This window comes from Spirosoma sordidisoli, assembly GCF_004138325.1.
Lineage (GTDB): Bacteria > Bacteroidota > Bacteroidia > Cytophagales > Spirosomataceae > Spirosoma > Spirosoma sordidisoli.
The window spans coordinates 252,731-268,684 of sequence record NZ_SBLB01000001.1 but is presented as its reverse complement, the minus strand read 5'-3'; the positions used below and the strand labels follow the sequence as shown (position 1 = coordinate 268,684).

Annotated in this window: 12 protein-coding genes; 10 read left to right on the top strand and 2 right to left on the bottom strand. The window is 52.3% G+C overall.

What is annotated here, in order from left to right; genetic code table 11:
- Window positions 1–33: 33 nt before the first annotated feature.
- Together EQG79_RS01325 and EQG79_RS01320 are read left to right on the top strand one after the other, a co-directional pair.
- Complete coding sequence (locus EQG79_RS01325) at window positions 34–891, top strand: glycoside hydrolase family 16 protein (protein ID WP_129599232.1); 858 nt, start codon at window positions 34–36, stop codon at window positions 889–891.
- Between the two features lie 32 nt (window positions 892–923).
- Window positions 924–2,654 (top strand): hypothetical protein, encoded by a 1,731-nt coding sequence (locus EQG79_RS01320; RefSeq protein ID WP_129599227.1) that lies wholly within the window; start codon window positions 924–926, stop codon window positions 2,652–2,654.
- A 127-nt stretch (window positions 2,655–2,781) separates the two neighbouring features.
- On the opposite strand, the gene EQG79_RS01315 is transcribed toward EQG79_RS01320, so the two are convergent.
- Window positions 2,782–3,801, bottom strand: coding sequence for an acyl-CoA reductase (locus EQG79_RS01315; protein ID WP_077920110.1), 1,020 nt, complete (start codon window positions 3,799–3,801; stop codon window positions 2,782–2,784).
- A 134-nt stretch (window positions 3,802–3,935) separates the two neighbouring features.
- Here EQG79_RS01315 and EQG79_RS01310 point away from each other — a divergent pair, with 134 nt between their 5' ends.
- The 3 genes from EQG79_RS01310 to EQG79_RS01300 all read left to right on the top strand — a co-directional run bounded on the left by EQG79_RS01310 (window position 3,936) and on the right by EQG79_RS01300 (window position 7,153).
- The gene (locus EQG79_RS01310; RefSeq protein WP_077919998.1) at window positions 3,936–4,286 is read left to right on the top strand and encodes a 4Fe-4S dicluster domain-containing protein; all 351 of its coding nucleotides are present in this window, start codon (window positions 3,936–3,938) and stop codon (window positions 4,284–4,286) included.
- A gap of 341 nt (window positions 4,287–4,627) precedes the next feature.
- Complete coding sequence (locus EQG79_RS01305) at window positions 4,628–5,782, top strand: porin (protein WP_077919997.1); 1,155 nt, start codon at window positions 4,628–4,630, stop codon at window positions 5,780–5,782.
- Window positions 5,783–5,824: 42 nt separating this feature from the next.
- Window positions 5,825–7,153: an ammonium transporter gene (locus EQG79_RS01300; RefSeq protein ID WP_077919996.1), complete on the top strand. Its 1,329-nt coding sequence runs from the start codon at window positions 5,825–5,827 to the stop codon at window positions 7,151–7,153.
- Between the two features lie 222 nt (window positions 7,154–7,375).
- On the opposite strand, the gene lepA is transcribed toward EQG79_RS01300, so the two are convergent.
- Window positions 7,376–9,163, bottom strand: coding sequence for a translation elongation factor 4 (gene lepA / locus EQG79_RS01295; RefSeq protein WP_077919995.1), 1,788 nt, complete (start codon window positions 9,161–9,163; stop codon window positions 7,376–7,378).
- Between the two features lie 522 nt (window positions 9,164–9,685).
- Between lepA and EQG79_RS01290 the strand changes: the two genes are divergently transcribed.
- From EQG79_RS01290 to EQG79_RS01270, 5 genes are all read left to right on the top strand, one after another.
- Window positions 9,686–10,159 (top strand): Lrp/AsnC ligand binding domain-containing protein, encoded by a 474-nt coding sequence (locus EQG79_RS01290; protein WP_077920109.1) that lies wholly within the window; start codon window positions 9,686–9,688, stop codon window positions 10,157–10,159.
- Window positions 10,160–10,261: 102 nt separating this feature from the next.
- Entirely contained in the window at window positions 10,262–10,801 is a 540-nt protein-coding gene (gene hslV, locus EQG79_RS01285) for an ATP-dependent protease subunit HslV (RefSeq protein WP_077919994.1), read from the top strand.
- A gap of 94 nt (window positions 10,802–10,895) precedes the next feature.
- Complete coding sequence (locus EQG79_RS01280; RefSeq protein ID WP_240699238.1) at window positions 10,896–12,377, top strand: sensor histidine kinase; 1,482 nt, start codon at window positions 10,896–10,898, stop codon at window positions 12,375–12,377.
- On the top strand, window positions 12,331–12,795 hold the full coding sequence (locus EQG79_RS01275; protein WP_077919993.1) for a response regulator: 465 nt from the start codon (window positions 12,331–12,333) through the stop codon (window positions 12,793–12,795). Before EQG79_RS01280 ends, EQG79_RS01275 begins: the two co-directional genes overlap by 47 nt.
- A 598-nt stretch (window positions 12,796–13,393) precedes the next feature.
- A complete protein-coding gene (locus EQG79_RS01270; RefSeq protein WP_077919992.1) occupies window positions 13,394–15,940 on the top strand; it encodes a TonB-dependent receptor in 2,547 nt (848 codons plus the stop codon).
- Window positions 15,941–15,954: the final 14 nt, after the last annotated feature.

Genomic DNA, 15,954 nt, shown 5'->3' with positions numbered 1-15,954 from the left:
GCCATAGCGACTGCCCGATTGACACGTAAACCTATGAAACCCTTACTCCTGATGAATACCCTACTGGTTGCTCTTCTCCTGGCCTGCAAGCGTCCTGATGATGCGACGGCTACTCTACCGCTGCCACCGGCCGTAACGCCACCTGCCAGCCAGACGGTGGCGCCAACGACCCGAAAACTGGTCTGGGCCGATGAGTTCTCGACTCCCGGCTTACCCGATTCAACCAAATGGGGGTACGAAGTGGGGGGCAATGGCTGGGGCAACAACGAACTGCAGTTCTACACCCGCAAACGGCCCGAGAACGCTCGGGTAGAGGGCGGTAAACTGATCATCGAAGCCCGTCGGGAAACCTGGGAAAACCGGGGCTATACCTCGGCCCGGCTGTTGACCCGGCCTACGCAGACCTGGACCTACGGCCGGATAGAGGCCTATGCCAGGCTGCCCAAAGGTCGCGGCACCTGGCCGGCCGTCTGGATGCTCGGCAAGAATATTTCCACTGCAGGCTGGCCCCGATGTGGAGAGATCGATATTATGGAGCACGTTGGCTACGATGAAGGAATGGTTCACGGGTCCATTCACTCCGAAAGCTATAACCACGTGAAGGGCACCCAGAAGACCAACAAGCTGAAGCTGGCCGACGTAGTCAACACGTTTCATCTGTACGCCATCGAGTGGACCGTCGATCAGATCGATTTTTATATTGACGATCAGCAGTATTACAGTGTACAGCGGTCGGCGCTGGGAAACAGCGAGGCCCAGTGGCCCTTCAACCAGCCGTTCTACCTGATCCTGAACCTAGCGGTGGGTGGTAACTGGGGTGGCCAGCAGGGCGTTGACGAGACCATCTGGCCGCAACGAATGGAAGTTGATTACGTGCGGGTGTACCAGTAACGAATAAACAGCAACCCTATTTTTATAGATCAATGATACGACCTCTACTTGCCTGTTTTTGCTGGCTCTGGTTTTCCCATGCTTATGCCCAGACCACATTTTCTGTATCGTTTCCCACTTCGCAGAGCCAGCAGCCACTCGATGGTCGGGTCCTGCTCATCCTGGCCAAGGCCGCTTCACCCGAACCCCGGCAGCAGGTAAGTGATGCGGTCGAAACGGCCCAGCTCTTCGGTGTTGACGTTAACGGACTCAAACCCGGGCAGGGCGCGCTCGTAGACGCCACCGTATTTGGGTATCCTAAACGCAGCCTCCGCGACCTGCCCGCGGGTGATTATTACGTGCAGGCGGTATTGCACAAGTACGAAACCTTTCAGATCAAGAACGGCCCCAACGGAACGCGTAATACCGTGAAACTGCCGATGGATCGGGGCGAAGGCCAGAACTGGCGAATGGCGCCGGGCAACCTCTTCAGCAAGCCGCAGAAAATAACTCTCAAAGCAGGCGGCCGGCAGACCTTCGCCGTTGTCATGGACCAGGTTAATCCGCCCATCGACGAGCCAAAGGATACCCGCTTCATCAAACATATTAAAATCCAGAGCAAACGCCTGACTGAGTTCTGGGGCCGACCCATGTACCTCGGCGCCCATATCCTGCTGCCGGCTGGCTTCGACGAACACCCGGAGGCTCGCTACCCACTCGCTATTTTCCACGGCCATTTCCCCGATGATTTCAGCGGGTTCAGCGAAACGCCACCACCCGCCAATATGGACACGACCGATTACATTGAGCGGTTCAAATTGCGGGGGTACAAGAAGATAGTAGCGCAGGAAGCCTACGACTTCTATAAAAAGTGGACCAGTAAAGACTTCCCGCGGATGCTGATTGTCGAAATCCAGCATGCCAACCCATATTATGACGATTCGTACGCGGTGAACTCCGAAAATCTGGGGCCTTACGGCGACGCCATCATGTACGAGCTCCTGCCCGAGATCGAAACCCGTTTTCGGGGAATAGGGCAGGGGTGGGCCCGGTTCACCTACGGCGGTAGCACGGGCGGGTGGGAAGCGCTGGCGGCTCAGGTATTCTATCCCGACGAGTTCAACGGCTGTTTCGCGGCCTGCCCCGATCCGATCAGTTTTGACGCCTATACCGTTTTCAATCTGTACAAAGATAAAAACGCCTATTATTCCGAAGGCCCTTTACGGCGTACACCCCGACCCAGCCAGCGCAACTACCTCGGACAGGTGAAGGTGACCATGGAAGAAACCAACCACCGAGAACTGGCCCTTGGAACAAACTCCCGCTCCGGCGATCAGTTCGATATCTGGGAAGCGGTTTATTCACCAGCCGCCCCATCGGGCTATCCCAAGCGTATCTGGAATAAGCTAACCGGCGAAATCGACCCCGCCGTTGCCAGCTACTGGCGCGAGCATTTTGACCTGCTCCACATACTGAAACGGGACTGGAAAACACTGGGCCCGAAAGTGACCGGCAAAATCCACATCTACTGTGGAGACATGGACAACTACTACCTCAATAATGCGGTATATCTGATGGAAGATTTTCTGCAAAAGGTTCAGAATCCGCCAGCCCGCTCCGAAGTAGCCTACGGTGATCGGTTTGAACACTGCTGGAACGGCGACCCGAACGTCCCGAACTACATCAGCCGCCTACGCTACAATACGATGTACATCGATAAAATGTTGAAGCGAATGGAAGAGAACCACCCCGCCAACGCCGACCTCAAAAGCTGGCGATATTGAGTGAGTTATGAGTGATGAATGAGGAGCGATGAGTTACCCCGCCACCGTGATCCGTGCGGATCATGGTGGCGAAATGTAAAATGAATGATGAATCGTGAATAATAAATATGTTTTCCATCATTCATCATCACAGCTTACTTAGAAACGCCATGGTATCGATACCGTCGGCGTAGTCGGTCAGGCCGGGGCGCTGGGTTTTACCGAAGGGAACACTGCCCGGGAGCCAGCCCTGAGCCGATGCAATAACCTGGATCTGGGCTTTGTGGGCGTCGAGCCAGTTTCTGGCGTCGTCCTGGGTCTGGTAGATGTGGTAATAGACGACTGATATGGGCGAAACCAGCGCATCGTTTTCGGTAACGAGCAGGTACCCATTGTCGTAATGAGGAACGCCGTTGATCAGGTAAATCGACTTATTATAGTCGTAGTTATTCTGGTACTTATGGTTGTCGAGGTATCGGTTGGCCAGCGGCTCCAGCGTTCGGAGCAGGGGCGTGAAGTCGTACCCTTCCGGCACCAGCAGCGTGGATACATTCCGACAGCCCAGGCCGTAGTAATCGGATAGGTCATGGTCCAGTTTCAGCAACTCATCGTCGCTCTCTTCGCCAATCAACAGAGCAACCGAAGATCGGTTCTTGCGGATGATGTGCGGCTTACTGGCAAAATAGTAGTCGAAGTAGCGCGCTGAATTATTACTGCCCGTAGCTATGTATGCCTCGGCCGCGTTGAGCCGCTCTGCCTCGACAATCAGGGAATCAAAGGCCGGGTTGATCTCCTTTATTTTTTGTATTAAATAATGGATAAGTACAAAATCCTGGCTGCTTAGTTTGGCAAGCAGAGCGTGGCCGCTCATCAGTACGCAAAGAAGGTCATGAAAGCCAACGGCCGGAATATTGCCAGCCATCACGACGCCAACCTGTTTGGGAGAATCAGGTTCTGACCGGTACGAGCTAGCCCAGTCGGTTAGTTTCTGAGCTGTCAGAAATTCATCGGCAATTGCTGATAAGGCATTTAACGAATTGGCTACGGTGAACCAGTTATTGCGGGCATGAGCCCGGTGGGCTATTTCGGTCAATTCGGGCTGGGCCTCGGCTGAGCGTAAGAAATCACCGAGCGCTATGAACGTTTGCAGGCGTTCTGATTGAAGCATGTATGAAATAATCAAATGGAATACCCCATCAACCGAAGTGATTAAAATTTAGTTTGCCGCCAACCTTTAAATAGTTATATTTGTTGTCCAATTCAATAGTCTATACTTTTACCTCCAATAAATCTGTACTGCTCATGGCAATCATGATCACCGATGAGTGCATCAACTGTGGTGCCTGCGAACCCGAATGCCCCAATACAGCTATCTACGAAGGTGGCGTTGAATGGACGTGGGGTGGAGGAACTGAACTGACCGACGTCGATTTCGGTGATGGAACGGTTGTGAGCGGGAAAGCACCCCAGTCGCCTGTCTCCAACGAGTTCTATTACATCGTCAGCGATAAATGTACGGAGTGCATGGGCTTTCACGAAGAACCGCAATGTGCTGCCGTTTGCCCTGTCGACTGCTGTGTTCCCGACCCCGAGCACGTAGAAGACGAAGAAACGTTACTGGCTAAAAAGGCCTGGCTACATGCTGAAGCCTGATTGACGTCTACCTTTTTCCTAAGTGAGAACCCGGCTACTGAGTGGCCGGGTTTTTTGTTTTGTCCAATTTTTAAGCTAGCGAGAACTTCCTTATATCTATTAATTTAAAATTTTATAATATTTGGCTTAATGAGCTGTTAGCAAAATATTATGCAAGCATATCATTTTATCATATTTTCAGTATTAATACTGGATTTATTAGAATATTTTAAACAAAATTAAGTAAATAACCCAAAATTGCCTAATAATCTCACGCTATCTGTTGCATAGGCTCATTTTTATCCTAAAATTTGTTCCCGAACAAACCACCATAAGGCCGCCCGGTCTGCAAAACAAACACTATGAAAAAAGCATTTTTACTTCTAAGTTCTTTGCTTTCGTTTTATGGCGTCAGTGCTCAGGATTCCACATCTACTACGCCCGGTAAATTCACATTTTCAGGATATCTCGATACGTATTATATCGGCAACTTCAACAACCCGAAAAGTCAGTCTAACCTGGGGTTGAATGGTCAGGGTGTTGGTAACGCCCGGGCTTTCGATCAACGATCTGGTCAGTTCGGTATCGGGCTTATTCAAGCAAAGGCGACCTACACCTCCGAAAAGGTAGATGCAGTAGCCGACATGGCGTTCGGTCCGTTTGCTGATCTGGGTAACTATGGCAACTACGTGGGTCCTCTTGGTCCTGGTTCATCGTCGCTGGCTATCAAACAGGCTTACATTACTTTTAAAGCAACACCCAAGCTGACGTTCACCGCTGGTCAGTTCGGTACCCACATCGGGTATGAAGTAATTGACGCCCCGGTCAACTACAACTACTCGCTGTCAAATCTTTTCAACAACGGCCCTTTCTACCACATCGGTCTGAAAGGTCAGTACTCGTTCAGCGACCGGTCTTACTTGATGCTGGGCGTAGTCAATAACGTAGACAACCTGTTCGATAACAACAAAAAGAAGGGTCTCATCGGACAATTCTTCTTCTCGCCGGTAGCGGGCTGGAACGTCTACCTGAACGGGATCGTCTCCAATGAAGCTTCGAAGGATGTTAATGGTACCTCGGCTGATGACGCCAGCTACGCGCTCTACGACTTAACGACTACCTACCAGATTACATCTAAGTTTTTTGTTGGACTGAATGCCGCAACGGGTTCGCAGAAAGGTGATTTTCAGGGCTTCGGTGGACCATCGGCCTCCACAAGCTGGAGTGGTGTGGCGTTCTATACGAACTATGCATTTACGGATAAATTTGGTCTGGGTGCTCGTTATGAAGTGTTTGATAATAAGAAAGGCGCCCGTGCACTCACCGACGCAGCGGGCAACGGAGCCAGCGTAAACTCGATCACGATAACGGGAAACATCACGGCCGCCGACGGTCACGTGTTGCTGAAGCCTGAGCTGCGCATCGATAGCTACTCGGCAGACAAGTTTGAGAAAAATGACGGAAGCCTGACGCCCTCGCAGACAACCCTGGGTATGGCCGCAATCTTTAAGTTCTAACTCTCTTTAGCAAACAAGTACAACAAAAACCCCTCCAACACAATGCAAAAACCTAACTACATCCCCCTTGCTATCCTGTTGATAATCAGCATAGCAGCCATCTTTATGCCGGCCGTTCCGACGCAAATCGTAACGGAAGGGATAAACTCGGGCGATACCGCCTGGATGCTTGTGGCCACGGCCCTCGTATTGTTGATGACGCCCGGTCTGGCGTATTTCTACGGTGGTATGGTGAACAACAAGAACGTTATCTCTACCATGCTGCAAAGCTTCATCGCCATGGGCGCCATCAGCGTACTGTGGGTTGTGGTTGGGTTCAGCCTGGCGTTCGGAAGCTCGATCGGTGGCGTTGTTGGTAACCCGTTCGATCACTTCATGTTCCAGGGAGTTCTGGATGGTAAGCCCTGGTCGCTGGCCGCTAGTATTCCTCTGGTGGTATTTGCCTTCTTCCAGTTGAAGTTTGCGGTAATTACGCCGGCCCTGGTAACGGGATCGATGGCAGAGCGGATCAATTTCCGGTCGTATGTATTGTTCATGATTCTGTTCAGCCTGTTCGTTTACAGCCCGCTGGCGCACATGACCTGGCATCCTGAAGGCCTCCTGTTCAAGCGTGGTGTTCTTGACTTTGCCGGTGGTACGGTTGTGCACATGTCGGCAGGTTGGGCGGCTCTGGCAGGCGCTATCTACCTGAAGCGTCGGAAGTCACACGTTGAAGCCAGTGTACTGCCTCCGGCTAATATTCCGTTCGTTTTACTCGGTACGGGTCTGCTGTGGTTCGGCTGGTTCGGTTTCAACGCGGGTTCGGCCGTAGGCGCTTCTCCGCTGGCTGCCTCAGCTTTCGCTACCACCAACACGGCGGCTGCTGCGGCTGGTCTGGCCTGGGTTCTTTTCGATGCCGCAAAAGGTAAGAAAGTGTCGGCGCTCGGTTTCTGTATCGGTGCTGTAGTAGGTCTGGTTGCCATCACTCCGGCTGCCGGCTTCGTAACGATCCCGACGGCTATCTTCATTGGTACGATCGGTGCGATGGTATCGAACTACGTAGCGCACCTGCGCTCGAAATCGACTCTGGACGATACGCTCGACGTATTCCCCTGCCACGGTGTAGGCGGCATGGTTGGTATGATCATGACCGGTATTTTCGCCAGCAAAGGCGTAAACTCAGCCGTAACCGTTGAGGGACTGGCCTTTGGTGAAACAGGTCTCTTCATTGAGCACATGATTGCGCTGGTACTGGTATCGGCCTTCGCTTTCGGTATGTCGTTCCTGCTCCTGAAAGTGACGGACCTGATTCTGCCGCTGCGCGTGTCGGAAGACGACGAGAAGCAGGGTCTGGACGTCAGCCAGCACGACGAATTCCTGATCGAAGCCTAATAGTTCTGCGGCATTCGGTTAACCGTAACCGAATGCCATATACCGAACGATCAACAGAGCCACAGGCATCCTGTCTGGCCGAAATGTCCGACAGCTTTACTGTGGTTTTGTTGTACTCGTGGAGCCGCTCCCGCTTGGGGGCGGTTTCCTGTTTTTAGCCCTTCTGACACAAAAAAGCCAGCTCCCTTCAGAGCTGGCTTTTTTGTGTCAGAAGAATCAGGCTTAGTTTATTTTCAGCACGGCCATAAAGGCTTCCTGCGGAATTTCAACGTTGCCGACCTGGCGCATGCGTTTCTTACCTTTCTTTTGCTTTTCAAGCAGCTTACGCTTCCGGCTGATGTCGCCCCCGTAACATTTGGCCAGTACGTCTTTTCGTAAGGCACTCAGGGTTTCGCGGGCAATAATCTTCTGACCGATAGCGGCCTGAATGGCAATTTCGAACTGCTGGCGGGGAATGAGCTCGCGTAGCTTTTCGCAAAGTTTCTTGCCCCACTCATACGACTTGGAGCGGTGAACGATGGCCGACAGCGCATCGACCTTATCGCCGTTCAGCATAACGTCGAGCTTAACCATGTCCGATTCGCGGTTATCGATAAACTCGTAGTCGAGGGATGCATACCCCCGCGAGATGGTCTTGAGCTTATCGAAAAAGTCGAATACCACCTCGGCCAGCGGCATCTCGAACTGAAGTTCAACGCGGTCGGCGGTCAGATAAACCTGGTTTTTGAGTAAGCTCCGCTTATCCATGCACAAGCCCATGATCCCCCCAACATATTCGGCTTTCGTAATGATCTGCGCCCGGATAAACGGTTCTTCGATGTAGTCGATCAGGTTTGGCTCGGGCATTTCAGCCGGGGCTGACACCTGGAGTTCCTCTCCTTTGGTGGTCATCACCTCAAAACGCACGGACGGTACTGTAGTGATAACCGTCATGTTGAATTCGCGCTCCAGCCGTTCCTGTACGATCTCCATGTGGAGCATACCCAGAAAACCGCACCGGAATCCAAAGCCCAGAGCTGCCGACGTTTCGGGTTCCCAGACCAGGGCGGCATCGTTGAGCTGCAGCTTTTCCATGGCATCGCGCAGGTCTTCAAATTCGCTGGTTTCTACCGGGTAGATGCCCGCAAATACCATGGGTTTTACCTCCGAAAAGCCCTGTATAGCCACACTGGCCGGGTTGTCGAGGGTCGTAACGGTATCGCCCACTTTAACTTCCTTGGCTACTTTGATCCCGGAAATCAGATACCCTACGTCGCCACATTCGATAACGTCTTTGGGTTCCTGCGTCAGCCGGAGGGTGCCAATCTCGTCTGCGGTATATTCTTTGCCGGTGTTCATAAACTTGACCTTATCGCCCTTGCGGATACGGCCGTTTTTAACCCGGAAAATTACCTCGATACCCCGGTAGGAGTTGAAATGCGAGTCGAAGATCAGCGCCTGCAGCGGACCGGCCGGTTCACCTTTGGGGGCCGGAATCCGCTCTACAATGGCGGCCAGAATTTCGGGAACACCGATTCCTTCTTTACCCGATGCCGGAATAATCTCGTCCCGGTCGCACCCGAGCAGGTCGACCATTTCGTCCTTGATCTCTTCGGGTCTGGCGCCCGGCAGGTCGATCTTGTTCAGAACGGGGATGATGACCAGATCGTTGTTCAGGGCCAGGTACAGGTTGGAGATCGTTTGAGCTTCGGTGCCCTGCGAGGCATCGACTAGCAGCAGTGCTCCTTCGCAGGCGGCAATGGAGCGGGAGACTTCGTAGCTAAAATCGACGTGGCCCGGTGTGTCGATGAGGTTTAATGTATAAAGCTCGCCATTATACATGTAATCCATCTGAATCGCGTGGCTTTTGATCGTGATACCACGTTCGCGCTCCAGATCCATATCGTCGAGCAGTTGGGCCTGCATATCGCGGGAGCCAACGGTTTTAGTGAATTCCAGCAACCGGTCGGCGAGGGTACTTTTACCGTGGTCGATGTGGGCAATAATGCAAAAGTTACGAATATGTTTCACGTTGGAAGAACGGAGAGGTCTTTACCTGTAAACTGCAAAATTAGGCAAAAAAGTCCGCGTTTGCGTTGGCCGGGAATGGGTATCAAAAAACAAACGCCGATCTCATGGAGACCGGCGTGTCTGATTACACTTCATCAACAAACTAAAACCAATCGAACGCCGACTCGAAAGTCTGAGCGCTGCGATGCTGTAGGAGGGGGACTCGAACCGCCCACGGTGCAGTTAGCCACAGTACAACTCTGGTGGTCAACCCCAGTCGCCCTTGCGGGCGGCATTATGCTGCGTTTATCCCTTATCACCACCCCCGAGACAGGAGGGCACGTCTGCCAATTTCGACACCCTACAGTGTGAGATTCAAAGACATCAAGAAGACCGGCGTGTGACCCCGCTCGATCAACTTGACAATGCAAAGATAGTACATACGGATAATTCATTGCAAATTTTGCAGTAAAAATTCTTAAAATTTAGAAAAAATTTAGAATAATGGTATTTTTGTTGAGACTCATCAAAAATGAAATGGAAATGACCGAGAAAAATTTAGAAATTGATAACACAGACCTTAAAATACTGAATTTACTAATGCAGGATGCCAACATGGCTTACACCGAAATTGGTAAACGGATCTTCGTATCGGGCGGTACTGTGCACGTCCGGATGAATAAACTAAAGCAGATGGGCATTGTACGCGGTTCTCAGCTTGTCATTGACCATGCTAAACTCGGCTGGGACATCAGCGCGTTCCTGGGTATTTATCTGGACAAAAGTTCACTGTACGCCGAAGTTTCCAAACAGCTCGAAAAAATTCCGGAAGTTGTCAACGTCCATTACACAACCGGAATTTACAGCATCTTCGCCAAGATCGTTTGTCGGGATACCCAGCACCTGCGCGAAGTGCTGCACGATAAAATCCAGAAAGTGAGTGGCATTCAGCGCACAGAAACGTTTATATCGCTCGAAGAGAGCGTAAACCGGCCCATTCCGTTTGCGGAGAGCTGATGCCGTACCGGCTCTTTTCCGTATCCGGTTTATGGAGTTAGCCGACGATTCTGTGAACTGTAAACCGGTTTTAGGGCGTTATATTCATCAACAACTTAATGTATGCAACCAATCATTCACGCCACAACCGTTGTGGGAATCCGTCATAACGGGCAGGTGGCTCTCGGAGCCGATGGACAGGCTACCATGGGCAATACCGTTGCCAAAAGCAATGTCCGTAAAGTACGGGTATTGCTGGGCGGTAAAGTGCTGGCCGGCTTTGCTGGCTCAACAGCCGACGCGTTTACGCTGATCGAGCGATTCGAAGAAAAGTTGAATGCCTACGGCGGCAATCTGAAGCGGGCCGCTATCGAACTGGCCAAAGACTGGCGCACCGATCGATATTTGCGCAAGCTCGAAGCCATGCTGATCGTAGCCTCTAAAGATGACCTGCTGCTGGTATCGGGTACGGGCGATGTGATTGAGCCTGACAATGACATTGCAGCCATTGGCTCCGGGGGCGTATATGCCCAGTCGGCGGCTGTTGCGCTCAAGAAACACGCGGCTACCCTATCGGCCGAGGAGATGGTACGGGAGAGTCTGCATATTGCGGCTGACGTGTGCATTTACACCAACCATAATCTGATGGTAGAGGTACTTTAGTCGGCAACTTGTGTGGGCAGGAGTGAGGTCACTACGTCTATACAAAACCTATGCTTTTTCCTATATTTGTTGCCTATAGTGCTCAACGGCTTTTATGAATATACTCGGACGTATGGCCCCCGCGTTGATGAATCGGCGTATCGCGCTGGGGTTCATTGCGGCTCTGGTACTCATAGCCGTCGGGTTCATTATATCATTCTACAGCTACCACCAATACAGCCAGGATACCGAACGGGTACGGCACACCTATGAGGTCATAGGAGCACTGGACGAGACCCTGTCGCTACTCAAGGACGTTGAAGCTGGCGCGCGTGGCTACATCATCACCAAAGATTCGTCGTTTCTGGAACCCTACCAGACATCGGTTACGACACTGCCGGGGCACATGAACCGCTTGCGGCTGCTGCTGAAAGATAATCGGGTGCAGCTGAGCAGGGTCAATAAAATCGATACGCTTATCCAGACAAAGCTGGCCGTTACGCAGGTCCGGATCGGTGTAGCGCCTCCCGACAAAACCAATGGGTTCAAACTCATTCGGGAAGCCAAGCGGTACATGGATGATATCCGCTGGCAAATCTCGGTTATGGTCGAAACCGAACGTAGTCTGGTCGAGGTCCGGAGCCGGCAGGCCAACCGATCGTTTCGGCACACGCTGATCATCATTTTTGCGCTGTCGCTGCTGACGTTTCTGACCGTAGTGGTGTTATACCGACTGCTGGAGGCTGAGCTGCTGCGCAGACAGGAGAACGAAGACCGACTGCGCGACTATGAACGGAGGCTGAAAGAGCAGATTCGTCAACTCGAAGCCTCGAACGAAGAACTGGAACGATTTGCCTTCGTAGCCAGTCATGACCTGCAGGAACCGCTGCGCAAAATACAGGCCTTCTCCAATCTGATCACCGATCGGTACGGGAGCCTGTTTGAGGGCGACAGTCTGCTGTTCATGAAAAAGATTGGTGCATCGGCGGAGCGAATGTCCAAGCTGATCAAAGATCTGCTCAATTTTTCGCGGATATCCAGTCACCGCGAAGACTTTAAACCGGTTCGGCTGAACGAGGTGATTCAGCGGATTCTTGACGATCAGGAGCTACGTATAAAGGGGTTGGGCGTGCGGGTTGAGGTAGGGCCATTGCCTACTATTTATGCCGTTGCGAGCCAGATGGACCATCTGTTTACCAACCTGATCTCAAACGCACTGAAATTCATTCGGCCCGATGTGCAGCCTGTGCTGCGTATCAGCGCGACTCCCGTAGACGGGGCTGAGTACCCCGGCTTGGTTGCCGGACGAAACTATTTTGAATTTACCGTGCAGGACAATGGAATCGGCTTTGATGAAAAATATTTAGACCATATTTTTAAGGTCTTCCAGCGTTTACATGGTAAAAGCGAATTTGAAGGAACGGGCATTGGACTGGCCATCTGCAAACGGGTAGTCGTCTATCATCAGGGCTATATTACAGCCCGCAGCAAACCCAAACAGGGGACTTCCTTCGTAATTGTATTGCCCGAAAGTCATCCATTACACAATCATGACCGAACAAACTCAACCGAAGCCTATTCATATTCTGCTGGTTGACGACGACGAGGACGACCGTTACCTCACGCGTGAAGCATTTCATCAGCATTATCCCGCAAGCCGGATATCGTTTGCCGAAGACGGCGAAGATCTGCTTGATTTTCTGAATTACCGGGGGCGCTACATTGGCGCTGAACACTCCTTGCCCGAGCTGATTCTGCTGGACCTGAACATGCCCCGGAAAGATGGCCGGGAAGCGCTGCGTGAGATCAAAGCGGATGACCAGTTTCGTCATATACCCATTGTCGTTCTGACAACCTCAGATGCCAAAGACGATATCGAAACATCGTACTACAATGGGGCAAACAGCTTTATTACCAAACCACCTACCTTCCAGCGACTCAGCGAGGTGACAAAAGCGATCGGGCAATACTGGTTCAGCGTTGTTACCGTCTGCGAGCATCAGGGAGACGAGTAGCCAATGAGTCCCTGCTTTAGGCATAGATCGTCATGATGTGTGCCCCAAGCAGGGACTCATTGGGTTTATTGCTTGCCAACAGGCAGTATACGAGAAAGCGACTCAGTGGAAATACCTGTCTTACAAGTAACTGAGTAAATCTATACAGTAAGCATACCCATACCGCCGGACAGCTGTTCTATCCTGGAAGCCCCAAACTTCGATATTGATCATCATAGCCTGTATCCGCGTATATACTCCTTAAACTAGATAGACTATTGTGTAAGTTGTTGATAGTCATTTTTTTAGCTATTTCTTGGATCGTATTATTTTCCATATCATTTTTGCCCAGCGGTTGCCCAAACTGAAGGTGACCGGCCTGCAATAAGTCAGCCCAACAACTGGCTTATTTGTTTACTGTAATAATATATAAATCCTATAGAATATAAGTATTAATTGGTGCTTGTGTGCCTGCAGGCACCCTGCCAGTTGGGATGGATTACTATCAACAGGAGGGAAGCGCGTGGCATATCGGCCCTAAAAAGTAATGAATCAGCATCTTACCAGTCGCCCGTTGGCCGTAAACAAGAAAGCATTTTACCAACCAGCATAATCCACAATGAGAAAAACACTACCTCTGATCACCCTCTTTATCCTCTCTGTTAGCACCTTATTTGCCCAGGGCGTCGTAGTGGGCGTGGTGAAAGACAACGAAGGCCTGCCCGTTGCGGCTGCCACTGTTCTAATAAAGGGCACGAACACCTATGCAATTGCCGATGCCACCGGTCAATTCAGCCTGGCAGCCCGCCAGGAGTTTCCGTTTACTATTCGTATCAGTTCAGTTGGGTTTAAACCTCAGGAAATTCTGCTTGCCAAACGGCCCGATTCGCCGTTATCGCTGACCCTGGCGAACGACAACCAGCTGTCTGAAGTGGTGATCACCTCCCGCCGTCGGCAGGAGTCCGCTCAGGACGTGCCCATTCCGATTTCGGTAGTGCGGGGCGCGCTGGTCGAAGATGCGGGCGCGTTCAACGTGAACCGACTGAAAGAACTGGTGCCTACTGTGCAGCTTTATTCGTCTAACCCGCGCAACACGACGCTCAATATTCGGGGTCTGGGATCGACCTTCGGGCTCACCAACGACGGAATCGATCCGGGGGTGGGCTTTTACGTAGACGGTGTATACTACGCTCGTCCGGCGGCAACAACGCTCGATTTCATTGATATTGAGCAGATAGAAGTGCTACGCGGTCCTCAGGGAACGCTATTTGGCAAAAACACAACGGCCGGCGCGTTCAACATAACCACCCGGGCTGCCAGTTTTCAGCCGGGTGCTACGCTGGAAGTTAGCTACGGTAACTACGGATACATTCAGGCCCGTAGTTCGATCACGGGCCCATTGAGCCGGAAGATAGCCGGTCGGTTGTCCTTTTCGGGAACCCAGCGTAACGGGCTGTTATACAATGTGGCGACCCAGAAGCCCGTCAATGATCTCAATAACCTGGGCGGTCGGGGGCAGTTGTTGTTCACGCCAACCGACAGAATCAGCATAACGCTGGCGGGCGACGTGTCGAGTCAGCGCCCGGATGGGTATGCCCAGGTCGTTGCGGGGGTGGCTCCTACGTTGCGTCCGGCCTATCGGCAGTTTAACCAGATTATTGCCGACCTGAATTACAAACTGCCCAGCCAGAATCCGTTCGATCGGGTCATTGACCATGATACCCCCTGGCGGTCGGGAAACGAGCTGGGTGGTGTTTCGCTCAACGTTGACGCCAAGATCGGATCGGGAACGCTGACCTCAACGACCGCCTGGCGTTACTGGAACTGGGACCCCTCCAACGACCGCGACTTTACGGGCCTGCCGGTTCTGAGTAAGTCGGCTGCCACGTCGCGTCACGAGCAGTGGACGCAGGAGGTTCGGTACGCCGGAGCTATTTCACCCCGTGTGAGTGGGGTCATCGGTGTCTTTGCCATTGGGCAGGACCTCAAGACGGATCCCGTTCATACCGAAGAGTCTGGTTCAGCGCAGTGGCGTTTTTCGCAAAGTTCAACGAGTCCGCTCTGGCGAACCCCCGGCCTACTCGATGGGTTTGGCATCAGAACTACCTCCCGGCTGAAAAGCTTCGGTGCTGCGGTATTCGGTCAGGTCGACTGGGCTATTACCGACCGGCTTCACCTGCTGCCTGGTCTCCGGTACAACTATGATGAAAAACAGGTCGATTTCAGCCGACAGACCTACGGAGGGCTGCAAACGACTGATCCGGCGCTGATCGCGCTGAAAAATGCGGTCTATACGAATCAGGCCTTTACGGCAAACGTAGACGAAAGCAATCTGTCGGGGCAGTTAACCCTATCCTATAAGGTGTCATCGCGAATCAACTCATTTGCTACCTACTCGAATAGCTATAAACCGGTTGGGGTCAACCTGGGGGGACTGCCCACCGCCAACGGACGGGTGCTGACCGAGCTGGCCCGCATCAAACCTGAGTACGTGAGTCATTTTGAGGTTGGGGTAAAAACCCGGCCAACGCCATTGTCTACGCTGAACGTCGTTTTCCATAATACCGACATCCGGGATTTTCAGACGCAGGTTCAGACCGCCGAAGTGGGGGTGAACCGGGGTTACCTGGCCAATGCTGAACGGGTGCGGGTAGTCGGAGTGGAGGTAGATGGCAACATCCGGGTAAGCAACGGGCTCTCTTTCTACGGGGCTGTGGCCTATACCGACGGCAAATACGTATCGTTCAAGAATGCCCCCGTTCCCCTGGAAGAAACGGGTGGAGAGTCGGCCTTCAAAGATATATCGGGGGGCGACCTGCCGGGAATCTCGAAATGGGCCGGGTCGTTCGGTGGCGAAATCAGCGGTGGCGGAAACTTGCTGAGCCAGAGCGGCCGGTTCTTCCTGGCGCTGGATAGCTACTATCGCTCCTCTTTTTCGTCGAGTCCGTCACCCTCAAAATACCTGAATATCGAGGGGTACACGCTGTTGAATGCACGGGTTGGTTTCCGGGCGTCGAATGGATTATCGATTATGTTCTGGTCACGCAACCTGCTGGACAAAGATTATTTCGAGCAGTTGCTACCGGCCGCTGGTAACGCGGGCCACTATGCCGCCGTGCTGGGCGATCCAAGAACCTTTGGTACAACCCTTCGCTACTCATTTTAACCAGACCGGCTGGA

What these genes read in the sequence shown, in the direction of transcription:
- EQG79_RS01325 (WP_129599232.1), top strand. Translation starts at nt 34, where the DNA reads ATGAAACCCTTACTCCTGATGAATACCCTACTGGTTGCTCTTCTCCTG.
- EQG79_RS01320 (WP_129599227.1), top strand. Translation starts at nt 924, where the DNA reads ATGATACGACCTCTACTTGCCTGTTTTTGCTGGCTCTGGTTTTCCCAT.
- EQG79_RS01315 (WP_077920110.1), bottom strand. Translation starts at nt 3,801, where the DNA reads ATGCTTCAATCAGAACGCCTGCAAACGTTCATAGCGCTCGGTGATTTC.
- EQG79_RS01310 (WP_077919998.1), top strand. Translation starts at nt 3,936, where the DNA reads ATGGCAATCATGATCACCGATGAGTGCATCAACTGTGGTGCCTGCGAA.
- EQG79_RS01305 (WP_077919997.1), top strand. Translation starts at nt 4,628, where the DNA reads ATGAAAAAAGCATTTTTACTTCTAAGTTCTTTGCTTTCGTTTTATGGC.
- EQG79_RS01300 (WP_077919996.1), top strand. Translation starts at nt 5,825, where the DNA reads ATGCAAAAACCTAACTACATCCCCCTTGCTATCCTGTTGATAATCAGC.
- EQG79_RS01290 (WP_077920109.1), top strand. Translation starts at nt 9,686, where the DNA reads ATGACCGAGAAAAATTTAGAAATTGATAACACAGACCTTAAAATACTG.
- hslV (WP_077919994.1), top strand. Translation starts at nt 10,262, where the DNA reads ATGCAACCAATCATTCACGCCACAACCGTTGTGGGAATCCGTCATAAC.
- EQG79_RS01280 (WP_240699238.1), top strand. Translation starts at nt 10,896, where the DNA reads ATGAATATACTCGGACGTATGGCCCCCGCGTTGATGAATCGGCGTATC.
- EQG79_RS01275 (WP_077919993.1), top strand. Translation starts at nt 12,331, where the DNA reads ATGACCGAACAAACTCAACCGAAGCCTATTCATATTCTGCTGGTTGAC.
- EQG79_RS01270 (WP_077919992.1), top strand. Translation starts at nt 13,394, where the DNA reads ATGAGAAAAACACTACCTCTGATCACCCTCTTTATCCTCTCTGTTAGC.